The 19,772-nt window shown below is 38.0% G+C and carries 23 protein-coding genes and 1 pseudogene; 4 read left to right on the top strand and 20 right to left on the bottom strand.

Annotation, left to right across the window (positions count from 1 at the left end):
* Positions 1–8 precede the first annotated feature (8 nt).
* The 4 genes from sigF to RYX56_RS03030 form a co-directional block, all read right to left on the bottom strand.
* Positions 9–779 (bottom strand): RNA polymerase sporulation sigma factor SigF, encoded by a 771-nt coding sequence (sigF, locus tag RYX56_RS03045; RefSeq protein ID WP_317120659.1) that lies wholly within the window; start codon positions 777–779, stop codon positions 9–11.
* Between the two features lie 12 nt (positions 780–791).
* Positions 792–1,232, bottom strand: a complete 441-nt coding sequence (spoIIAB, locus tag RYX56_RS03040) for an anti-sigma F factor (RefSeq protein WP_317120658.1) — start codon at positions 1,230–1,232, stop codon at positions 792–794.
* A gap of 3 nt (positions 1,233–1,235) precedes the next feature.
* On the bottom strand, positions 1,236–1,586 hold the full coding sequence (gene spoIIAA / locus RYX56_RS03035) for an anti-sigma F factor antagonist (protein WP_317120657.1): 351 nt from the start codon (positions 1,584–1,586) through the stop codon (positions 1,236–1,238).
* 135 nt (positions 1,587–1,721) lie between these two features.
* On the bottom strand, positions 1,722–2,882 hold the full coding sequence (locus RYX56_RS03030) for a D-alanyl-D-alanine carboxypeptidase family protein (RefSeq protein WP_317120656.1): 1,161 nt from the start codon (positions 2,880–2,882) through the stop codon (positions 1,722–1,724).
* 312 nt (positions 2,883–3,194) lie between these two features.
* On the opposite strand from RYX56_RS03030, the gene RYX56_RS03025 reads away from it, so the two are divergent.
* Positions 3,195–3,983, top strand: a complete 789-nt coding sequence (locus tag RYX56_RS03025) for an alpha/beta hydrolase (RefSeq protein WP_317120655.1) — start codon at positions 3,195–3,197, stop codon at positions 3,981–3,983.
* A 47-nt stretch (positions 3,984–4,030) separates the two neighbouring features.
* On the opposite strand, the gene RYX56_RS03020 is transcribed toward RYX56_RS03025, so the two are convergent.
* The 6 genes from RYX56_RS03020 to RYX56_RS02995 all read right to left on the bottom strand — a co-directional run bounded on the left by RYX56_RS03020 (position 4,031) and on the right by RYX56_RS02995 (position 9,114).
* Positions 4,031–5,254 carry a dicarboxylate/amino acid:cation symporter gene (locus tag RYX56_RS03020; protein ID WP_317120654.1) on the bottom strand — a complete coding sequence of 408 codons (1,224 nt, stop codon included), beginning with the start codon at positions 5,252–5,254 and terminating at the stop codon, positions 4,031–4,033.
* 11 nt (positions 5,255–5,265) lie between these two features.
* Positions 5,266–6,474 carry a threonine synthase gene (locus tag RYX56_RS03015; RefSeq protein ID WP_317120653.1) on the bottom strand — a complete coding sequence of 403 codons (1,209 nt, stop codon included), beginning with the start codon at positions 6,472–6,474 and terminating at the stop codon, positions 5,266–5,268.
* Positions 6,475–6,629: 155 nt separating this feature from the next.
* Complete coding sequence (locus RYX56_RS03010) at positions 6,630–7,100, bottom strand: thioredoxin family protein (RefSeq protein WP_317120652.1); 471 nt, start codon at positions 7,098–7,100, stop codon at positions 6,630–6,632.
* The gene (locus tag RYX56_RS03005) at positions 7,097–7,525 is read right to left on the bottom strand and encodes a disulfide oxidoreductase (protein ID WP_317120651.1); all 429 of its coding nucleotides are present in this window, start codon (positions 7,523–7,525) and stop codon (positions 7,097–7,099) included. The genes RYX56_RS03010 and RYX56_RS03005 overlap by 4 nt, the downstream gene beginning before the upstream one ends.
* A gap of 95 nt (positions 7,526–7,620) precedes the next feature.
* Positions 7,621–8,109, bottom strand: a complete 489-nt coding sequence (locus tag RYX56_RS03000) for a metal-dependent hydrolase (RefSeq protein WP_317120650.1) — start codon at positions 8,107–8,109, stop codon at positions 7,621–7,623.
* 153 nt (positions 8,110–8,262) lie between these two features.
* Complete coding sequence (locus tag RYX56_RS02995; RefSeq protein ID WP_317120649.1) at positions 8,263–9,114, bottom strand: patatin-like phospholipase family protein; 852 nt, start codon at positions 9,112–9,114, stop codon at positions 8,263–8,265.
* 114 nt (positions 9,115–9,228) lie between these two features.
* Between RYX56_RS02995 and RYX56_RS02990 the strand changes: the two genes are divergently transcribed.
* Positions 9,229–10,128, top strand: a complete 900-nt coding sequence (locus RYX56_RS02990) for a hypothetical protein (protein WP_317120648.1) — start codon at positions 9,229–9,231, stop codon at positions 10,126–10,128.
* A gap of 43 nt (positions 10,129–10,171) precedes the next feature.
* On the opposite strand, the gene RYX56_RS02985 is transcribed toward RYX56_RS02990, so the two are convergent.
* From RYX56_RS02985 to spoIIM, 9 genes are all read right to left on the bottom strand, one after another.
* Positions 10,172–10,594 carry an organic hydroperoxide resistance protein gene (locus RYX56_RS02985; RefSeq protein ID WP_317120647.1) on the bottom strand — a complete coding sequence of 141 codons (423 nt, stop codon included), beginning with the start codon at positions 10,592–10,594 and terminating at the stop codon, positions 10,172–10,174.
* Positions 10,595–10,705: 111 nt separating this feature from the next.
* Positions 10,706–12,007 carry a pyrimidine-nucleoside phosphorylase gene (locus tag RYX56_RS02980; RefSeq protein WP_317120646.1) on the bottom strand — a complete coding sequence of 434 codons (1,302 nt, stop codon included), beginning with the start codon at positions 12,005–12,007 and terminating at the stop codon, positions 10,706–10,708.
* Between the two features lie 20 nt (positions 12,008–12,027).
* Positions 12,028–12,855, bottom strand: a complete 828-nt coding sequence (locus RYX56_RS02975) for a purine-nucleoside phosphorylase (protein ID WP_317120645.1) — start codon at positions 12,853–12,855, stop codon at positions 12,028–12,030.
* Between the two features lie 87 nt (positions 12,856–12,942).
* Positions 12,943–13,761: a purine-nucleoside phosphorylase gene (locus RYX56_RS02970; protein ID WP_317120644.1), complete on the bottom strand. Its 819-nt coding sequence runs from the start codon at positions 13,759–13,761 to the stop codon at positions 12,943–12,945.
* A 22-nt stretch (positions 13,762–13,783) separates the two neighbouring features.
* Entirely contained in the window at positions 13,784–14,962 is a 1,179-nt protein-coding gene (deoB, locus tag RYX56_RS02965) for a phosphopentomutase (RefSeq protein WP_439108449.1), read from the bottom strand.
* Positions 14,963–15,070: 108 nt separating this feature from the next.
* On the bottom strand, positions 15,071–15,958 hold the full coding sequence (gene xerD / locus RYX56_RS02960) for a site-specific tyrosine recombinase XerD (protein WP_317120643.1): 888 nt from the start codon (positions 15,956–15,958) through the stop codon (positions 15,071–15,073).
* Positions 15,959–15,993: 35 nt separating this feature from the next.
* Complete coding sequence (locus tag RYX56_RS02955; protein ID WP_317120642.1) at positions 15,994–16,224, bottom strand: YqzK family protein; 231 nt, start codon at positions 16,222–16,224, stop codon at positions 15,994–15,996.
* Positions 16,225–16,368: 144 nt separating this feature from the next.
* Positions 16,369–16,827, bottom strand: coding sequence for a ferric iron uptake transcriptional regulator (gene fur, locus RYX56_RS02950; protein ID WP_317120641.1), 459 nt, complete (start codon positions 16,825–16,827; stop codon positions 16,369–16,371).
* Positions 16,828–16,947: 120 nt separating this feature from the next.
* Complete coding sequence (gene spoIIM, locus RYX56_RS02945; RefSeq protein ID WP_317120640.1) at positions 16,948–17,586, bottom strand: stage II sporulation protein M; 639 nt, start codon at positions 17,584–17,586, stop codon at positions 16,948–16,950.
* Positions 17,587–17,790: 204 nt separating this feature from the next.
* Between spoIIM and megL the strand changes: the two genes are divergently transcribed.
* On the top strand, positions 17,791–18,981 hold the full coding sequence (gene megL / locus RYX56_RS02940) for a methionine gamma-lyase (protein WP_317120639.1): 1,191 nt from the start codon (positions 17,791–17,793) through the stop codon (positions 18,979–18,981).
* Positions 18,982–19,027: 46 nt separating this feature from the next.
* Here megL and RYX56_RS02935 read toward each other — a convergent pair whose 3' ends face one another.
* A complete protein-coding gene (locus tag RYX56_RS02935; protein ID WP_317120638.1) occupies positions 19,028–19,579 on the bottom strand; it encodes an NUDIX domain-containing protein in 552 nt (183 codons plus the stop codon).
* A gap of 80 nt (positions 19,580–19,659) precedes the next feature.
* Here RYX56_RS02935 and mciZ point away from each other — a divergent pair.
* Positions 19,660–19,770, top strand: a pseudogene (gene mciZ, locus RYX56_RS02930) (Z-ring formation inhibitor MciZ); the annotation flags it as partial.
* Positions 19,771–19,772: the final 2 nt, after the last annotated feature.

Below are 19,772 nucleotides of genomic sequence, written 5' to 3'. Positions count from 1 at the left end.
TGCTTTTTTTAAGTTTGTTCACCCATTACTTCTTTCATTTGTTCAAGAATTTTCTTCTCAAGACGAGACACTTGAACTTGTGAGATCCCTAAACGGGTCGCCACTTCTGACTGGGTTTGATCTTTATAATAACGAAGGAAAACAATGAGCCTCTCGCGTTCATCTAAATCTCGAATTGCTTCTTTCAAGGCAATTTTATCAAACCATTTCGTCTCTGATTGATCGGCGATTTGATCTAATAATGTAATAGGATCACCGTCGTTTTCGTACACAGTCTCATGGATAGACGTTAATTGCCTGCTTGCTTCACCAGCAAATACTACTTCTTCTGGAGTGATTTCAAGTTGTTCAGCGATTTCGTTAACCGTTGGAACACGTCCCAAAGATTTCGTTAACTCATCTTTCATTTTCCGAATCTTATTACCAAGCTCTTTTATTGATCGACTCACCTTAACTGTACCGTCATCACGTAGGAATCGTTGAATCTCCCCAATGATCATCGGAACAGCATACGTTGAGAATTTAACGTCATACGATAAATCAAACTTATCGACTGATTTAATTAACCCAATGCAGCCAATTTGAAAAAGATCATCAGCTTCATAACCACGGTTCATAAAGCGCTGTACAACCGACCAAACAAGCCTTGTGTTTCGATTGACGATCAGATCTCGTGCTTCCTGATCACCTTCCTGACTTCGGGCAATGAGCTCCTTGACCTCTTTGTCAGTAAAGTGAGCTTCCTTCTTCTTCTTTGTTTGTTTCACCTCTACATCCATAGGCAAAACTCCTTAATTGCAAATCGCTTTGCTATTAGTTAAGTGCTTTTTCAAATAAACAGTTGTCCCAATCATCGGCTCAGAGATGACTTTGATTTCATCCATAAAATTCTCCATAATCGTAAAGCCCATGCCAGAACGTTCTAATTCAGGCTTCGTCGTATAGAGAGGTTGTCTTGCTTCATCAATATCTTCAATACCCATACCTTCGTCTCGAACGGTTAGTTCAATGGTTCCCTGATCAAGCGTGACATGAATATAAACCATCCCATCAGGCTCATTGTGATAGCCATGAATGATGGAATTCGTGACGGCTTCTGAGACAACTGTTTTAATTTCTGTCATCTCATCCATCGTTGGATCTAATTGAGCAATAAAAGCGCCAACTGTGACTCTGGCAAACGATTCATTCTCACTTAAAGCTGAAAAGGTTAAATCCATTTTATTACGCATAATTTAGGCCACCCCCAATGTCTTTAATGCAAATTGTTCACTTTCCTCTAAGCGAATAATTTTGAACAATCCTGACATTTCAAACAAGCGTTTTACTGCCGGTGAGATCGCACAAACGACCATCTCTCCTCCATTTGCCTTAACTTGTTTATAACGTCCAAGTATGACACCGAGTCCCGAACTATCCATAAAAGATAGTTGCTTAAGATTCAGTACAATATGTTTGACGTTAGCATCGGTAAGGTGACCCTCTACTTGCTTTCGTAACTTTTCTGCAGTGTGGTGATCAAGCTCTCCTTCAAGTCGGACGAGCAACACACTACCCTTCCGCTCTAAATCCATCACTAAACTCATCGATATCACTCCCTCTATGTCTTACATACAGGATAACCTGTCTGTTTTGCTAGAGAGAATTTCGCCTTATAGCTCTTTGATACCTGCTTAGTGACAAAACTAGTTCACTTTCGCAAAAACTAGCCTAAATTCGCCTTACTTCCCACTATATTTCGATAAAACATTCTTAAATAATTTCCACCATGACGCATCAAATACATCATCACCTGCTACAAGAGGAGTCTCGCTTAAAATTTCTCCCTCTTTTTCAATGTATAACGTTCCTACTTGGTCACCCTTCACAATTGGAGCTCTAAGCTGTTCATCTATTTCCATTCGTTCGGTAACATCATCAATATTAACTCCTTTTTTCGTTAGAATAGAAACTGACTCTGAGGTTTGAACAGGAATTTGATTTTTGTCACCCTTGCTTACTTTTACCTCTGCCATCACATGGTCACGCTCATATAATTTATGAGTCTTAAACTGACTAAATGAATAATCAAGCATCTCAGTAATTTGTGCATTTCTTTCTTTAGGAGTTGGCGCACCCATGATGACTGTTATGACACGCATATCATTTTTTTGTGCAGTAGCCGTTAAACAGTACATCGCCTCTCTTGTAAATCCTGTTTTTAACCCATCCACACCTGGATAAAACTTCACTAATTTATTTGTGTTCACAAGCCAGAATTTATTATCCGTATCTTCTCGTAAATAATCTTCATAGATCCCAGTAAATTTAGTGATATCTTCATATTTCAATAATTCTTTTGAGATCATCGACAAATCATACGCTGTCGTATAATGATTCTCTGCAGGAAGACCATTTGAATTCATAAAATTAGTATTTTCTAAGCCGAGTTCTTTAGCCTTTCCGTTCATCATTGAAACAAATTCTTCTTCTGTTCCACCTAAATGTTCAGCCATCGCAACAGAGGCATCATTACCTGATGCTACCGCAATCGCTTTTAGCATATCGGTTACCGTCATTTCTTCACCCGGCTCTAAGAACACTTGCGAACCACCCATCGAGGCAGCGTTTTCACTAGTACGGATTTTATCATCATAAGAAAGAGAACCTTCATCAATCGCTTCCATAATCAATAACATTGTCATAATTTTCGTCATACTAGCTGGTGGTAATTGATCATGGCTATTTTTTTCAAATAACACTTCCCCCGTATCACGCTCAATAACAATAGCAGAAGATGCATTTTCTGCTAAATTCGCTTGTTTCTCTGCCGCATGTGTCATTGGTGCCAACACGCTACTTATTAGGACTAAACTTAATAGTGTAGATAAGACTTTCCGCATCCCATCCGACCTCCATCTCATCATTTTCATAGTACTCTTAAGGAAGCTTTCATCAACAAAGAATCCCTAAGTTTGCTACCCACCATTTTTACCAATCTTTTCTTTTTTATACATTTGTATCGATAAAAAGGAAGAATGAGAAGTGATGCTTCAACTAGTAAGTCCGGTCATGTAATCATTTAATCAGTACAAATATACTTTCGGACAAATCGAATACCGATAAAACGAAGTTGTTTAGTAAGAATAATGATTGTAATCTATTATTATATTCTTTATACTTATTAAAAGAGTATTTCATAAAGGAGTTTGATCATGACGGCAGCCAAATTAATTCAAATCCCTGTAGAATCTTATGAATTATCAGCAGCAATCCACTTTCCTATAAACGCAGAAGATAAGGCACCAGTTATGATATTTGTTCATGGGTTTGTTGGTAATAAAATAGGAGAACACCGTATGTTTGTGAAAGCAGCAAACTTCTTCTCTTCATTGGGATATGTTTGTCTCCGTTTTGATTTTAGTGGTTGCGGGGAAAGTGATGGACTCTACAAAGAGCTGAGTTTCAGTAAAAAAGTAACTGAGCTCAAGGCTGTCATTTCCTATATTTCACATTTTGATGAGATCGACAATCGTAATATTACCCTTGTAGGTCACAGTTTAGGGGGAGCAGTCACAGCCATTGTCGCTCCCACCTTAACAAACATAAATAAAATCGTATTATGGGCACCTGTTGCGAGACCTTATAAAGATATTGTTTCCATTACATCAGAAGAAGCGGTCGTTCTAGCTAAGAAAGAAGGAAAATATGACTTTAATGGTTTTGAAATCAGCCACAATTTCTTTGAGGACCTCAAACTTTATAGTCCACTAAAAACCGTCTCATTATATAGTGGGCCTTTACTCATTATCCACGGGGACCAAGACCAAGACGTGCCCTACACAAATGCGGATGAATATTTCCATGCCACAAATAGAGCAGAGCGTTACATCATTAAAGATGCTGATCACACCTTTTCCAGTCATCACTTTGAAGACACATTATTTCATCAAACAAATAAGTGGCTTAAATATCTAACATTAGAGCAAAAAACAGTTAATTAATCCTTCTAACAATAAAGAAACGAAGCCTTATCAAAGGCTTCGTTTTTTTATGAAGCTAATTCCCTTTTTTCCTTTGGTTGAGTCTTCTGCTCCGAGCGATCAATCACTACAGCTGCTGCAGCATCACCTAAGATATTCGTTCCTGTTCTGAACATATCGAGGATACGATCAATGGCTGCAACTAAAGCAATTCCTTCAATTGGTAAGCCTGCAGAATTTAGAACCATGGCAAGCATAATCAATCCAGCACCAGGAACCCCAGCAGCACCTATAGAAGCTAGTGTCGCAGTTAACATGACAGTGAGGATTTGAAGCATCGTTAATTCGATACCATAAAATTGTGCAATAAATAAAACGGCAATCCCTTGATAAATTGCTCCCCCGTCCATATTAATCGTTGCTCCTAACGGGAGAACAAAACTACTTGTTTCTTTTGAAACTCCTACTCTCTCTTGAGCATTCTTCAATGTGACTGGAAGCGTTGCAGCACTACTTGATGTTGTGAAGCCAACAAGAGCAGCAGGGGCCATACCTTTAAAGAAATGAAGCGGACTAACTTTACCTAACGTCTTTACCGCTAAGCCATAAACAATAATCACATGAAGAATACATGCAATCGCTACAGCGAGAATCACCTTCCCAAGCGGTAATAATACAGCCAACCCATAGTTCCCAACGATCGGCGCCATAATTCCGAATACTCCAATTGGAGCAAGCTTCATAATTACGCCTGTGATTCGTAATAACACATCGGCAAAGCCTTCAAAAAATCGTCTAACGGGAATGGCTTTCTCTCCCACTACCGTAATTCCTATTCCTAGTGCAGTAGCAAAGAAGATAATCTGTAATATATTCTGTTCGGCGAGGGCTGCAAACGGATTCGTTGGAATGATATTCAGTAAAGTGGTGACAACACCTTCTGTTTCATTTACCGCAACCGACCCTGTTGCTGGTGGTTCTATAGTTAACCCCTCACCAGGCGAAAATAAAAATCCAATAGCAAGACCTAGTGAGACGGCTATTAGTGTTGTGGTTAGAAAGAACCCAACTGTTTTTGCACTAAGACGCGCTAATTTTTGACCACTACCTAAGCTCGCAATTCCCGTAACGAGAGTAGCCAATATTAAAGGAGCGATTACAAATTGAATAAGACGTAAGAAAAACGTCCCTAGCGGACTAACCACTTCAGCTGATGAGCCAAAAATAGAACCAACTATAATTGCTAACACAAAGGCTAGCAAAATCTGGGTTAATAATGTTGGTTTTCTCATCTTCATCCCCCTTATAAACGTTCAGTTTTTGAACGAACGGACACATTCATCGGAACCGTTTCAGGGTATTTGATTCCCATGCCTGTGTTTAAGCATATGACGCTCTCTTCTTCTTTAATCCATCCATCAATGCGTAATTTTTTTGCAGCTGCAAATGTAGCTGCTCCCTCAGGGCAAATAAACGCACCTTCTAGTTCTGCAACATGGTGCTGCTCTGTTAAAATCGTGTCATCACTAACAGCAACTGCACATCCATTTGTTTCATAAACCGCTTCTAGCACTAAGAAATCACCAAGAGCTTTAGGAACATTAATTCCAAATGCAGCAGTTGTAGAATCGGTCCAAAACTCTGAATCTCTTTTCCCTTCTTTAAATGCTTTTACAATTGGTGCACACCCTTCTGCTTGTACGGCTACTAAGCGCGGCAGTTTTTCTGGTTCAATCCAGCCAAGCTCAACCAATTCTTTGAACGCTTTGTAAATGCCAATAAGACCGACTCCCCCGCCCGTTGGATACAAAATAACATCTGGAAGATTCCATTTTAGTTGTTCAGCAATCTCAAGTCCCATTGTTTTCTTTCCTTCAATCCGATAGGGTTCTTTTAATGTAGATACATCAAACCATCCGTATTGATCCACAGCTTCCTTCACAAGTTTTCCTGCATCGCTAATCAGCCCATCAATCACAATTAAATCAGCACCTGCTACATGGACTTCCTGCCTGGTAATCATTGGAGCATCTTCTGGCATAACAACATGACTTTTAATCCCTGCTCTCGCGGCATAAAGTGACCAAGCAGCACCGGCATTTCCATTTGTCGGCATGGCAAGTTCCTCTACCCCTAGTTCTTTCGCTTTTGATACACCCACAGCAGATCCTCTCGCCTTAAAAGAACCAGTTGGAATTAATCCCTCGTCTTTCATTAAGAGATTTGTTATCCCATACTCCTTACCAAGTTCAGACATCGTTAGAAGAGGGGTCATACCTTCGCCGAGTGATACGATATTCTCTTCTTTCTTCACAGGTAATAATTCGTGATAACGCCATAAATCTGCTTCTCTATGTACCAAATCTTCTTTTGTCCATTCTTCTTTCAGTGCTTTATAATCATAGCTCACGAGTAGGGGGGACCCACATTCACATAAATTTTGTTTATCGTCTACAGAATAATTTTTGGAACATTTCGGACAATACAAATGACTAACATAACTAAAACGCAATCTACACACATCCTTTATGTAATTAAAACTAACTAAACAACTTTGTTTTATCAGATTATAGGATTGATTACATGTTTTTGTCAATATTTTCATAATTGTTTGTCAAAACAAAAAGAACAGTTAGCACATCGCTAACTGTTCTTATATCACTCTTATTAATTAATCACATGCTTTTCGAAAAATGCAGTGAACTCCTCATTTGAGGTGCTACCTTCGATTCTTTCTACTTCTTCACCGTTTTCATAATGAACAACAGTAGGTGTTGAATCAATATTGTATTGATTCCAACCATCATCAAATTCAAGGAGGTTATATTGAACAAGATCGACATCAAGCTCTTCAGCTAAAGAAACAAGACGAGGTGTTGCCTCTTTACAATAAGGGCAAGTAGAGCTGTAAAAATAAACAGTTGCTTCCCCCCCATTTGCAATCGTCTCATCTAACTCTTCAGGTAGGATGACATTTTGATAATTTGGATCATCGACTAATTTAGCTGTTTCAGGATGAATACGTTCTTTCCCAAATTGATTACCAGCAGCTTGCTCTGATTGCTTCATTGTCGTAACAAGTGCTAATAAACCAAATATTAGTACAATGATTCCACCGAAAATGATGATCTTTTTCATTCTTTTCTCTCCTTAGTCATTCGTAAAGTAATGTAGCTTAAGATCGCAATAATGAGGAAGGCTGTAAAAGCAAGAAATGGTATAGTAATAAAACCAAGCCAGTTAATATATTGTCCAGTACATGGCACTCTTCCACACGAAGGTGCTACCTCTGCGAAAAAAGATAGCTTTTGATTAGCATAATGATAACTTGATAGAAGAAGTCCAATTATCGAAAAAAGAAGCGAGTAAAGAGCGACACTTGCATCTTTTTTGATAATCCCTATTAGTAAAATGATAACAAGTGGATACATCAACATCCTTTGATACCAACAAAGTGTGCATGGTTCATATTGTCGGATCACTGAAAAATAAAGTGAACCAAGCATGGCCGTGAATGACATTAGCCAGGCAATTAATAATGTATTTTCTACCTTTTTATTCAAAATGGATGGCCCTCCTTTCACACCTATGACAAACACTTTATCATAAAACGGTAGGTAAAAGATTGAACGAATTGTTAATAATCAAAACCAGTCTATTAGAGCCATTTAATAATGGTTTCAATCGAATAAAATAGAATAAAAATCGATAAACCAAAAAAAATCACTCGTTCGATTGCTCCTCCAGTACGTATATAAAGCGGAAGACGAAACCTTATATTTAGAGGATAAAATAATCGCACTCCTCGAATGGTAGTAGCATCTAAAAGGATATGACTAATCATACCAAGCATTAAACCATCCCTCACCATTAAATAGTCTCCAAAAAAGAGATAGAAAATTAAAGCCCAAATGGCTAAAAATAATAGACTATGTGTAAATGTTCGATGACCAAATAAAGATGAAATAACCCTTGATAGTAAAGGTAACCTCCTCCCTATTTTTGAATGAATATGACAGATATCAGGTATTAAAGCACCTGCCATACCTGCAACATAATAGATGGGAGTTGCACTATTCGTTAACCAAAATGTGTCTGCAGCTACACAAAGAGCAAGACCTCCTGTAAGATGAGTTTTTCCAGTCATTTTAAATTCTCTCTTTCTATTAACGTTCACAATAGAAACATTTGTTCCTATAAGCGTTATTTTAGAATATCATATTTCCATTACTCAAGAAAGAGGAAATTGTATGAGAAACTAAAATAGACTAGAGCCAAATCCCCTAGTCTATTAAATATCCTATTGTGCTAACCATTTTTCTACCTTATTTAAATCACTTTCCATATCCTTAACACCTTCATTATAGAGTGCTTCTAAGCGATCTTTATTTTTCTCTAAACGTGATACACGTATGGGCATTTTCGGACGAATCACAAATGCTTCTCCGTTCGCTTCCATTTCTTCGACTTTCTTTAATGATTGATTATAGCGTTGATAACGCGTTAGCATCGTTTTAAGAAATGCGGGATGGTTTCTAAATGACCACCTTGCAAAACGAGTAAAGCGCATCGGTGTTTTTTGGTAGCCTGCATTTTGAGTTAAGATGATTAAGTGCTTCTTATGACCTTCTGCAAGTGAACGTTCAACCGGAATAGGATCAGCCACACCTCCATCAAAATACGTTTGATCTTTATAAACAACCGGTGGAGCAAGAAGAGGAATACTACTTGAGGCTTTCAAGACGGTAAGAAGATCATCCTTTGGTAGATTTTTATCAAAATAAAAAGGTTCACCTGTATCTAGCTTTGTCGTAACGATCGTAAATGTTTGTTCTGAACGATTGAATGTATCAAAATCAAAAGGTTCCAATTCATTCGGTAACGTATTAAAAATAAAGTCCCAGCCAAAGATCGATCTCGTTTTCACTAGATTTTTAAAACTTAAGTATTCTGGTCGATCAATATAATCAATATTTACTTTTTTATTCCGCTCTATTTGTTTAGACACATAGGATGAGCCATTACATGCTCCGGCTGAAACACCTATTACATGAGGAATTTCAATCTCATGTTTCATTAACGCCTCGAGAACTCCCGCTGTATAAACAGCTCTCATGCCCCCACCTTCTAAGACAAGACTTACTTTATCCATGATATCCACTCCTAGATAATGTTCTGCTACTCTTAGCTTATCATCATTTTAATAATTTGCAAAATATGGTATTGTTTAAATGTTTCCATTACATTATTAGATTGAGGTGTTTTTTTGCTTTATTTTGTGATTGGATTCCTTTTTTTTAGTGTTCTTCTTTTTTCATCAATGAGAGTAACAAAAAAAGAAGGTATACATCGAGGATCTTTATTCTTTTTCATACAATTCAGTTCAGCCACATTAGTGTTCCATGAATTCATTTCGTACAACTTCTTCTTATTTGGGATATTATGTGGAGTCGCAAGCATTATTGGATATGCTTTAACACTTAATTCTTATCCAAAAAGACTAGGTGCGCTTGGTTTGTGCTTAGTAGGATATTATGCGTTTGTTTATTTTACTCCGAATTTTATACCTGAGCCAACATATACGCTTAGTGATCTTGAAGAGACATATGAAACCCTTCAACAACAGATCCTTCATGAGGATTACGTTTCAGCTGATGAAGCTTTTCGTGAGATTTCAAGTACTTCAACTCGTATCTCTTTCATTGAATTAGAGATTGAACGTTCTCAAAATCATTTATCACGCTTATTAGCTCCAGATAGTCATATAGATAAAGGCCAGCAAAAGAAGCTTAAAGCTATTAGAAATGAACATAAAATGTTAGTAGAAAATTTTGTTGACGAATCGATGAATGAGGCTTTTGAAGCTAGTGATGGACTCTTTCTTTTTGAAGAAGTAAATGTAGAAGAATGCCATCAGTTAGATGACCTAACGATTTGTCAAACGGAAGAAAGATATCAAATTAACCTTGAAGAAGAAGCAAATGTGTCTCGAATGGGCATAAGTCGTTACAGCCTTTTCGATTCCTATTATTTAATACAGGAAGTAGATGAACAGTATTACATAAAGCTTGGCAATAGCTATACGCTTCAAGAGAACCAATTACAATCAGACTATGATGGTACTCCATATACGATCAGTGGGCGGATCTCATGGTATTTATATTAGCCAAAAGCCCTCCTTCCATTTTAAGTAGAAGGAGGGCTTACGTTTATTCTGCTTTTACGTTTAATTTCACATCAACATTCCCACGAGTCGCCTTGGAATACGGGCAAAATTCATGTGCTTTATGTGTCAATTCTTCAGCTACTGCTTGTGAAACACCTTTTATCGAAACATTTAATGTGACACCAATTTTAAAACCGTCATCAGAGGGATCTTTAAGAAGACTAACTTCTGCTTCAATTTCAGAATCGATATCTTGATTATCATTTTTAGCCATTAAATTTAGTGCTCCATCAAAACATGCTGAGTAACCAGCTGCAAATAATTGCTCAGGGTTTGTACCATCTTGATCTGAATTGCCACCTGTAGGCATAACTAACTTATGATCAATCACACCATTATCAGATTTTACATGTCCGTTTCTACCATTCTTAGCTTTTGCTTGTGCTGTAAACATTACTTCTGCCATGACGTACACTCTCCTTTAATATCAATCTAAAATGTTGCTCCATTATCTATTACCTAATTGAGGAAAATTAAACATTTAAAAAACAACCTCCCAGAGAGAGGTTGTTTTTGATTAATGAATTTCATCATAAATTAATGTAGGTTGTTTAACATCTTCATTTGTAATCGTATAAGCATTTATCACCATATCAATGACATTTTGTACATCCTCACGATTACTGTGGAGAGTCACAATTGATTCACCAACTTCTACCTTATCACCAATCTTTTTATTTAAAACAAGTCCAACAGCTAAGTCAATTTCAGACTCTTTTGTTGCTCGTCCCGCTCCTAGGAGCATCGCTGCTGTACCAATTTTATCGGCAACAATAGCAGAGACTGAACCTGATTGTTTCGCTTTCACTTCAATTAAGTGCTTAGCTTTTGGTAATTTTTCTGGTTGGTCGACAATAGAAGCATCACCATTTTGAGCTTCAATAAATGTCTTTAATGTTTCAAGTGCTTTTCCTGAAGCAATCACATCTTCTAGCTTTTGACGCGCTTCTTCCACAGAACTCGCTTCCTTCGCTAAATAAACCATGTGACTACCAAGCGTTAAACATAGCTCACGTAGATCTTCAGGCCCCTCACCACGTAGCATATCAATCGCTTCTTTCACTTCAAGCGCATTACCAACTGAAAGACCAAGCGGTTGGTTCATGTCTGAAATGATCGCCATTGTGTTACGACCTAAGCTGTTTCCGATCTCAACCATTGCTTTAGCCAATTCTTTTGATTGGTCTAACTCCTTCATGAATGCACCAGAACCTGTCTTCACATCAAGTACAATGGCATCGGCACCTGAGGCAATTTTTTTGCTCATAATAGAGCTTGCAATTAGTGGAATGGAATTAACAGTAGCCGTTACATCTCGTAAGCCGTATAACTTTTTATCAGCCGGAGTGAGGTTTCCTGTTTGACCGACTACTGCTAGTTTATTTTTATTGACTAGGTCAATAAATGTATCTGTTTCGATCTCTACGCTAAAACCAGGAATTGCTTCAAGCTTATCAATTGTTCCACCTGTATGACCAAGTCCACGGCCGGACATTTTTGCAACCGGCACTCCAAGTGCAGCAACTAAAGGTGCTAGGGCAATCGTCGTTTTATCACCTACACCACCAGTAGAGTGTTTATCAACTTTCACACCCTCCACAGCGGAAAGATCAATTTGATCGCCAGACTTCACCATAGACATCGTCAATTGAGCACGCTCATCTGTCGTCATGTCCTTAAAGAAGATCGCCATAGCAAGAGCAGACATTTGATATTCAGGAATGTCGCCTTTGGTGTAACCTTCAACCACAAACTGAATTTCTTCCTTTGTTAATTCTAACCCATCACGCTTTTTCTCAATAACATCTACCATACGCATATCGAAACATCCCCTTTGTCTTACAGCTCTACTGTTGAAACGATTTCTTTAACAAGTTTAATGAATTTTGGTTTAGTACGATTCGCCACTTCTACTACCTCTTCGTGCGTAATTCCTTTAAGATCTTCACCAATAGCCATATCTGTAATACAAGAGATACCGATCACTTTCATACTTGCATGACTAGCTACAATTACTTCAGGAACCGTTGACATACCAACAACGTCTCCGCCTAAGTTACGAAGCATCACAAGCTCTGCCCCACTCATGTACGTAGGACCTGTTACTCCAGCATAAACCCCTTTTTGAACTTTAATATCAAGATTACTTGCTGTTTGTTCAACGAAATCAATATATTGCGCTGTATAAGCACTGCTCATGTCAGGGAAACGTGGTCCAAGCTCCTCAAAGTTTGCACCAATTAACGGATTATCACCCGTCATATTTAATTGATCGGTAATGATCATTAAGTCACCCGGTGCAAAGTTTTTATTCATCCCACCACAAGCATTAGTAACAACCATTAATTCAACACCGATTTGTTTCATAACACGTACTGGGAATGTCACTTCCTGCATTGTGTATCCTTCATAGTAGTGGAAACGACCTTGCATCGCGACAACCTCCTTACCATGAAGCGTACCAATCACTAATTGACCAGCGTGACCTTCTACTGTAGATACTGGAAAGTTTGGAATGTCTGAGTATGGGATCTTTACTGCATCTTCAATTTCATCAGCAAGCTCTCCTAAACCAGAACCTAGAATCAATCCAATTTGAGGCTTTGTTGAAAGTTTTCCTTCTAAATATGTAGCTGATTGTTTGATTTTATCTAACATGTTTTCCATGATAACCGCTCCTTTAGTTTGTATACTTATTAACTTCTAGAAAATTGCCTTTGGAAATTAGCTAGTTGCAATGACGTATTTGCTTCCTTACATCTTTTCGACGATTGATTTTACAAGTGATAGGAAGTCTGATTTTACACGTTCCGTTGTTTCGATCACTTCATCATGTGTAAGTGGTTGTGGTAGAATACCAGCTGCCATATTAGAAATACACGAAATCCCTAAAACCTCAAGCCCCGCATGACGCGCCACAATGACTTCTGGCACTGTAGACATTCCAACTGCATCTCCACCCATTTTACGGATCATCCGTACTTCTGCTGGTGTCTCATAACAAGGGCCTGAGTTCCCAACATACACTCCCTCTTGAAGTTCAATGTTAAGATTTGATGCTTGTTGTTTCGCTAGTGCACTTAACTCTTTTGAATAGGCATTTGACATATCTGGGAAACGAACACCAAACGCTTCATCGTTAGGTCCGATTAGTGGATTAGCATTCATGTTATTGATGTGATCACGAATGATCATTAGGTTGCCAGCTTCAAATGATTCATTTACGCCACCTGCTGCATTCGTAACAATGACTTGCTTCACTCCAATTTCTTTCATCACACGAACTGGGAATGTCACAACATCCATGCTGTAGCCTTCATAGAAGTGGAAACGACCTTGCATCGCTACGACTTGTTTTCCTTCGAGCTGACCTACAACAAGCTGTCCTGCATGACCTTCAACTGTAGAGACTGGAAAGTTTGGAATTTCGTTATAAGGAATTTTCACTGGATTTTCAATTTCTTCAGCTAATACGCCTAGACCTGACCCTAAAATTAATCCAATTGTTGGCGCCTTGTCCATTTTCTCGCGCAAATAACCTGCTGCTTGTTCTAGTGCTTGTTTGTTAACCATTATGTTAGTTCCCCCTTAAATTTTAAAGATCTTTTAAAAAGCTTGTACCATGCTTAGGTAGTTCTACATTAAAGTTATCAGCAATCGTAGCACCAATGTCAGCGAATGTTTGACGAATACCTAAATCTTTTGATTCTGTTTGACCTTTATAGTGAACAAGTAACGGTACATACTCACGCGTATGATCGGTTCCTGGATGCGTTGGATCATTACCGTGATCGGCAGTGATGATTAGTAAATCATTCTCCTTCAGTAGAGTGAATACCTCTTCTAACTGACGATCAAACTGTTCTAGTGCTTTTCCGTAACCAATTGGATCTCGGCGATGGCCATATAATGCATCAAAATCAACAAGGTTCAAGAAACTAATTCCTGTAAAATCTTTTTGCATCGTACCGACTAACTTCTCCATACCATCATCATTGGATATTGTTCGAATGGCTTCAGTAATTCCTTCACCATCATAAATATCAGAAATTTTACCGATGGCAATCGAATCAAGTCCATTATCTTTTAATTCATTCATAACCGTTCGTTCAAATGGCTTAAGCGCATAATCATGACGATTAGCAGTACGCTTCCAATTCCCACTTATCCCTAAGAAAGGACGAGCAATGATACGACCAACCATGTACTTAGGATCCAATGTTAGTACTCTTGCCTTTTCACAAATATCATATAGCTCTTCAATCGGAACGACATCTTCATGAGCAGCAATTTGCAATACAGAATCGGCCGACGTATAAACGATTAAAGCACCTGTTCGTACATGTTCATCGGCTAACTCATCTAAAATCTCAGTTCCTGAAGCGACTTTATTGCCGATAATTTTACGACCCGTTTGAAGCTCAAGCTCAGCAATTAATTCCGGTGGGAATCCATTTGGAAAGACTTGAAAAGGTTCTTGGATATTCAAACCCATAATTTCCCAATGACCCGTCATCGTATCTTTCCCATTTGAAGCTTCTTGCATCTTTGAAAAGTGTGCCATGGGTGTGTCGACTTTTGAAACACCTTTTATTTCTTCAATGTAACTCAGGCCAAGCTTTGCCATGTTCGGCATGTTTAGACCATCCATTTTTTCAGCGATATGACCCAGTGTATGAGAACCCGCATCTCCAAACTTTGCTGCATCAGGAGATTCTCCAATCCCTACCGAATCCATCACGATTAAAAATACACGCTTAAATCGATTACTCACTATAAGTGCCTCCTTCACATTCCTCACTGTAGTATTGCCTCTATTTACTGATTTGATTGCTCAAATCATAAGATGTCAGAAGTCTGACCTCTTAAAATAAAAAAACGATCATGCTCTGGGATGATGCTTAGCATAGACGTCTTTCATTCTCGTTTTCGTTACATGGGTATAAATTTGAGTGGTTGAAATATCAACATGCCCAAGCATTTCTTGAACGGCTCTTAAGTCAGCCCCATTTTCTAACAAATGTGTTGCAAAAGAGTGTCTCAATGTATGTGGCGTTAATTCCTTTTGAATATTCGCCATCTCGGCTAGCCTTTTCACGATTTTCCAAAACCCTTGTCTAGAAAGTGGCTTTCCGTAATGATTAACAAATAATAGGTCATGGCTATGCTTTTTCAACAAATTCGGTCTTGCTTTTTCTAAGTATAATTTAAGCGCTTTCGTTGCTTCCCCGCCTAATGGTATGATTCGTTCTTTATTCCCTTTACCCACACATCGAACAAACCCCATTGATAAATGGGTATCAGATAAGGTAAGGTTAATCATTTCAGAAACGCGCATCCCCGTAGCGTAAAGGGTTTCAAGCATGGCACGATTTCTAAAATCTAGAGGCTCTTGACCAGAAATTGTAAGTAGTGCTTCTACCTCTTCTAATGATAACACTTTTGGTAAACGCTTTGAAGCTTTTGGTATATCTAAATGAACAGATGGATCTGATTCACAAAGCTTCTCACGCAGTAAAAATTGATGCAATGAACGAATCGAAGCAATCGTTCTAGCTACCGTAGCTTCTGCTCGTCCTTGTTCTTTCAAAAAAAATAGGTAGTCTACAATCATATGTCTGGATACTTCATTAAAAGAAGAAATATTGACTACATTTTCTAGAAACTTTGCATAATTCGCTAGATCGCGACGATACGACTGAATCGTATTATCGGCAAGTCCACGTTCAATTTGGATGTAATGTAGAAATTCGCTTACATCATTTTTCAACTACACCCTCTCCTCAATCAAACAAGATTAGGAATCTATTCGCCAAATTGATAGTACAGCATTAATCGATCTATCCAAGAGGAATCAACTTGGTCATACTCATAACTCATCACCTTGATTGCTTTGCCTTGTGGTTCATCATATCGATGGTAACTTTCATATTCAGCACTCACCCATAGAATACCATAATAAAAGAGAAGTGTGCATCCCATAAATAGGAGAAATACTTTAATACTTTGTAAAACAAGGAGGAACCATTGCTTCATCTTCTCACCCTCTTACTAATTTGGAATAGCTATTACTTACAAGCTATGCCAAAAAGTAAAGGGATTATACCTCACAAACTGAATCTATTCCTATTTATTTTGGATAAATAAAAGAGCCCATTCACCTCGTGAACGGAACTCTTTTTACTCGTTGTTTGTTTCTTCGTTATCATGGCAACGATGGCAGATTCCGTGAAATGTGAGTCTATGGTCTTTAATTTTGAAGTTCCAATCACGTTCAACAATTTCTTCAACATCACCAAGTAAATCCTCTTGGATCTCATCTACTGCACCACATTCGATGCACACTAAATGATGGTGGAAATGGGCTGCCCCTTCTTGACGTAGATCAAATCTAGATACCCCATCACCAAAGTTAATTTTATCAACAATTTTCAATTCAGCTAATAACTCTAGCGTCCGGTATACAGTTGCTAGACCAATTTCTGGTGCTTTATCTTTTACAAGGAGGTATACATCTTCTGCACTCAAGTGATCTTCTTCATGCTCAAGTAACACACGCACAGTTGCTTCACGTTGCGGTGTTAGTTTATAGCTTTGTGAGTGCAAATGTTTTTTAATTCGTTCTAGTCTTTTCTCCATGTTTTATGCGTCCCTCCCAAGCCTTTTACCTCCTTACATTATAATCATCTACAAAATTAGTGTCAATCGATAATGATTATTATTTATAATCAGATAATCAATATTTAATTATAATAATTATTAAAAAGAACTTAGTACAAACCTCATTAACATTGGCGAAATATATGCTTCTATCGCTGATGCCACAGCCAAGGTGGCACCTACACACAAAATTAACGTAGAATACTTAATAAAGGTTGGAAAGAATGGAACGGTTGTTTTCTTAAGAAATTGGTGTCGAATCATCTTCAAACAGAAAGATACACTGGCTGTACCGACAATCACAAAAGCTGGTACAAGAATGAAGTTTTGAGGCATGATAGCAACAAAGGATAAGAAGAAACCTGACATTCCCATCTGGTTTACAAGGAACCCTACTGTAAATCCTACAACGACTCCCTTTAAAAATAATAATATTAAAATAACTGGGAGCCCAATGACGGAAAGTCCTAATAACCACATAAGACCAAAGTATTTTGCATAGTGAGCAAAGCTTTGACTAAAAATTGCTGTGGACTCTGCTAGATTTCCTTCTGACACTTGTCCGAAAAACTGCCCCAAATACATGTATAAATCATGCTTCTGCGTTAAGCTTAAGCTATTCACTACAATGGCTCCAAAAATGATCCCAATCAAAAACAGAATCGTAATAAACAAATAAATTGATCTATTTTCTTGTAAATGGATCGTAATCATATCTCTTATTCCATACTTAAACATCTAATAACCTCCCCTAAACACTCTTACCTTACTCTATGAAGTATTAGGTGTGTCTATGACACTAGAAGTTACTAGATTGAGTATACTCTTTTTTTAAAAGCATTTTTTTAGTATAGTAGATAAGAACGAATCATTTATGTAGGAAAGTTCTTTATATTTTTCATTAAAAATGAAAACGTTTACAAAATAGAGAAGAGGGATATTATGTCATCTAAAGATTCGAAACAACCATACGGATTTCACACATTAGCCGTTCACAAAGGTTATGAACCTGATTCACAAACTGGTTCATTAGCCCTTCCAATTCACCAAACCTCAACGTTTGTTTTTCCTAGTGCAGAAGTTGGCGGGAAGCGTTTTGCTGGTGAGGAAGCTGGTTATGTCTATTCACGCCTAGGCAATCCTACTGTTGCCGCACTTGAAGAAAAAGTCGCCGCACTTGAAAAAGGAGAAAAAGCTTTAGCCTTCGCCTCCGGTATGGCTGCCATCTCTGCAATACTTCTTGGCCTTGTCCGCTCTGGTGATCATATTCTTTGTTCAAGAGGCCTTTATGGTTGTACCTTTGGCTTTCTATCCATCTTAAAAGATAAATTCAATGTGGATTACACATTATGCGATATGCGAGATGAAGAAAGCGTCACTAGTAGTATTCAAAAAAACACAAAAGTAATTTATATTGAAACGCCTATGAACCCTACTATGCAAATCATTGATCTCACAATGATTGGACGAATCGGGAAAGAGCATCAAATCACCACGGTTGTAGATAATACATTTATGTCTCCTTATTTACAGCGTCCACTCGAATACGGATGTGATGTCGTTGTTCATAGCGCTACAAAATACCTTGGTGGTCATGGAGATCTGATAGCTGGAATTGCAGTAGGAAAAGAAGACTTTCTTGAAGAGATCCGTTTCACGACACTAAAAGATATCGGCGGTATTCTTGCTCCATTTGATGCCTTTTTGCTTGTACGAGGAATTAAGACCTTAGGTGTCCGTATGGATCGCCATTGTCAAAACGCACTCGAAGTAGCTTCATTCCTCGAAAACCATCCAAAAGTGACCAATGTAATGTATCCAGGACTTAAAAGCTTCCCACAACATGAACTGGCTAAAAAACAAATGGATGGTTTTGGCGGATTAATCAGCTTTGAATTAAAAGATGGTTTAGAAGCAGGTCTTTCTATGATGAACAAACTGGAATTATTAAAACGAGCTGTAAGCCTTGGAGATGTAGACTCACTTATTCAGCACCCGGCTTCTATGACGCATTCAGTTGTTCCCAAAGAAGAGCGTATCAAAATGGGAATTGCTGATGGGCTTATTCGTCTTTCTGTTGGTATCGAAAATGTGGAAGACATTATTAATGACGTACAACAAGCACTCTCTTAATTTCAAAGAGCGTTTCTCCTATTATGGAGAAACGCTCTTATTTGTATTAATCTTGATTTTTGGTCCATTCTTTCATCCGCAAGTACTGGATTGCATAAGCTGTTTTAGCATCATGTATTTGTTGATCACCTACCATAGCCTCTGCCTCTTCTAATGTCACTTCCATCACATCTAAAAACTCATCTTCATCTCGGTTCGTAGTCCCCTCACTAAGCCCTGATGCTACATAGAGGTGAATGATCTCATCTGCAAACCCTGGTGATGTATAAAAAGATAATAGGAATTCAAGTTCTGAAGATTGATAGCCCGTTTCTTCAGCTAACTCTCTTTTGGCACACATTAGTGGTGCCTCCCCTTCATCTAATTTTCCAGCAGGTATTTCGATAATTGTTTTCTCTAATGCTTTTCTAAATTGTCTTACTAAAATAATGTTCCCTTCTTTAGTAATAGGAATAATCGCCACAGCTCCAGGATGTTTTACAATCTCTCTTTTACTCGTTTTACCATTAGGCAACTCTACTTCATCAATTTGTAAATCGATAATACGCCCCTTATAAATAGAGGTTGATTGAATCGTTTTTTCATTCAAATGATCCACACATCTCGCTCCTTGTTCTTTTTGACTTTCAGCTTACATATGAGTTTACCATACAACTCAATGAAGGGGATGTGGGAGGAATGAAGATTTATATACATGAAAATGGGATCGTGCTTGCCGGTAAAGCATGGGAAGTGAGGGCCAAATTAAAAGAATCAATGAACCGTTACAAATATGTTGAAGATTGGGTGAA

Origin of the sequence: Alkalihalophilus lindianensis, assembly GCF_032843265.1 — a bacterium.
Lineage (GTDB): Bacteria > Bacillota > Bacilli > Bacillales > Bacillaceae_D > Alkalihalophilus > Alkalihalophilus lindianensis.
Note: the sequence above shows the minus strand (reverse complement) of the source record. Positions and strands in the feature narration are given on the sequence as shown.

Excerpts from the sequence above, each read along its gene's own strand:
- spoIIM (WP_317120640.1), bottom strand. The coding sequence starts at position 17,586 with ATGTTTAAGTATGGAATAAGAGATATGATTACGATCCATTTACAAGAA.
- sigF (WP_317120659.1), bottom strand. The coding sequence starts at position 779 with ATGGATGTAGAGGTGAAACAAACAAAGAAGAAGAAGGAAGCTCACTTT.
- RYX56_RS03020 (WP_317120654.1), bottom strand. The coding sequence starts at position 5,254 with ATGAGAAAACCAACATTATTAACCCAGATTTTGCTAGCCTTTGTGTTA.
- RYX56_RS03025 (WP_317120655.1), top strand. The coding sequence starts at position 3,195 with ATGACGGCAGCCAAATTAATTCAAATCCCTGTAGAATCTTATGAATTA.
- RYX56_RS02985 (WP_317120647.1), bottom strand. The coding sequence starts at position 10,594 with ATGGCAGAAGTAATGTTTACAGCACAAGCAAAAGCTAAGAATGGTAGA.
- RYX56_RS03030 (WP_317120656.1), bottom strand. The coding sequence starts at position 2,882 with ATGCGGAAAGTCTTATCTACACTATTAAGTTTAGTCCTAATAAGTAGC.
- RYX56_RS02975 (WP_317120645.1), bottom strand. The coding sequence starts at position 12,855 with ATGGAAAACATGTTAGATAAAATCAAACAATCAGCTACATATTTAGAA.
- RYX56_RS03000 (WP_317120650.1), bottom strand. The coding sequence starts at position 8,109 with ATGACTGGAAAAACTCATCTTACAGGAGGTCTTGCTCTTTGTGTAGCT.
- RYX56_RS02995 (WP_317120649.1), bottom strand. The coding sequence starts at position 9,114 with ATGGATAAAGTAAGTCTTGTCTTAGAAGGTGGGGGCATGAGAGCTGTT.
- RYX56_RS03010 (WP_317120652.1), bottom strand. The coding sequence starts at position 7,100 with ATGAAAAAGATCATCATTTTCGGTGGAATCATTGTACTAATATTTGGT.
- RYX56_RS02955 (WP_317120642.1), bottom strand. The coding sequence starts at position 16,224 with ATGAAGCAATGGTTCCTCCTTGTTTTACAAAGTATTAAAGTATTTCTC.
- spoIIAA (WP_317120657.1), bottom strand. The coding sequence starts at position 1,586 with ATGAGTTTAGTGATGGATTTAGAGCGGAAGGGTAGTGTGTTGCTCGTC.
- RYX56_RS02980 (WP_317120646.1), bottom strand. The coding sequence starts at position 12,007 with ATGCGTATGGTAGATGTTATTGAGAAAAAGCGTGATGGGTTAGAATTA.
- spoIIAB (WP_317120658.1), bottom strand. The coding sequence starts at position 1,232 with ATGCGTAATAAAATGGATTTAACCTTTTCAGCTTTAAGTGAGAATGAA.
- fur (WP_317120641.1), bottom strand. The coding sequence starts at position 16,827 with ATGGAGAAAAGACTAGAACGAATTAAAAAACATTTGCACTCACAAAGC.
- megL (WP_317120639.1), top strand. The coding sequence starts at position 17,791 with ATGTCATCTAAAGATTCGAAACAACCATACGGATTTCACACATTAGCC.
- RYX56_RS02970 (WP_317120644.1), bottom strand. The coding sequence starts at position 13,761 with ATGGTTAACAAACAAGCACTAGAACAAGCAGCAGGTTATTTGCGCGAG.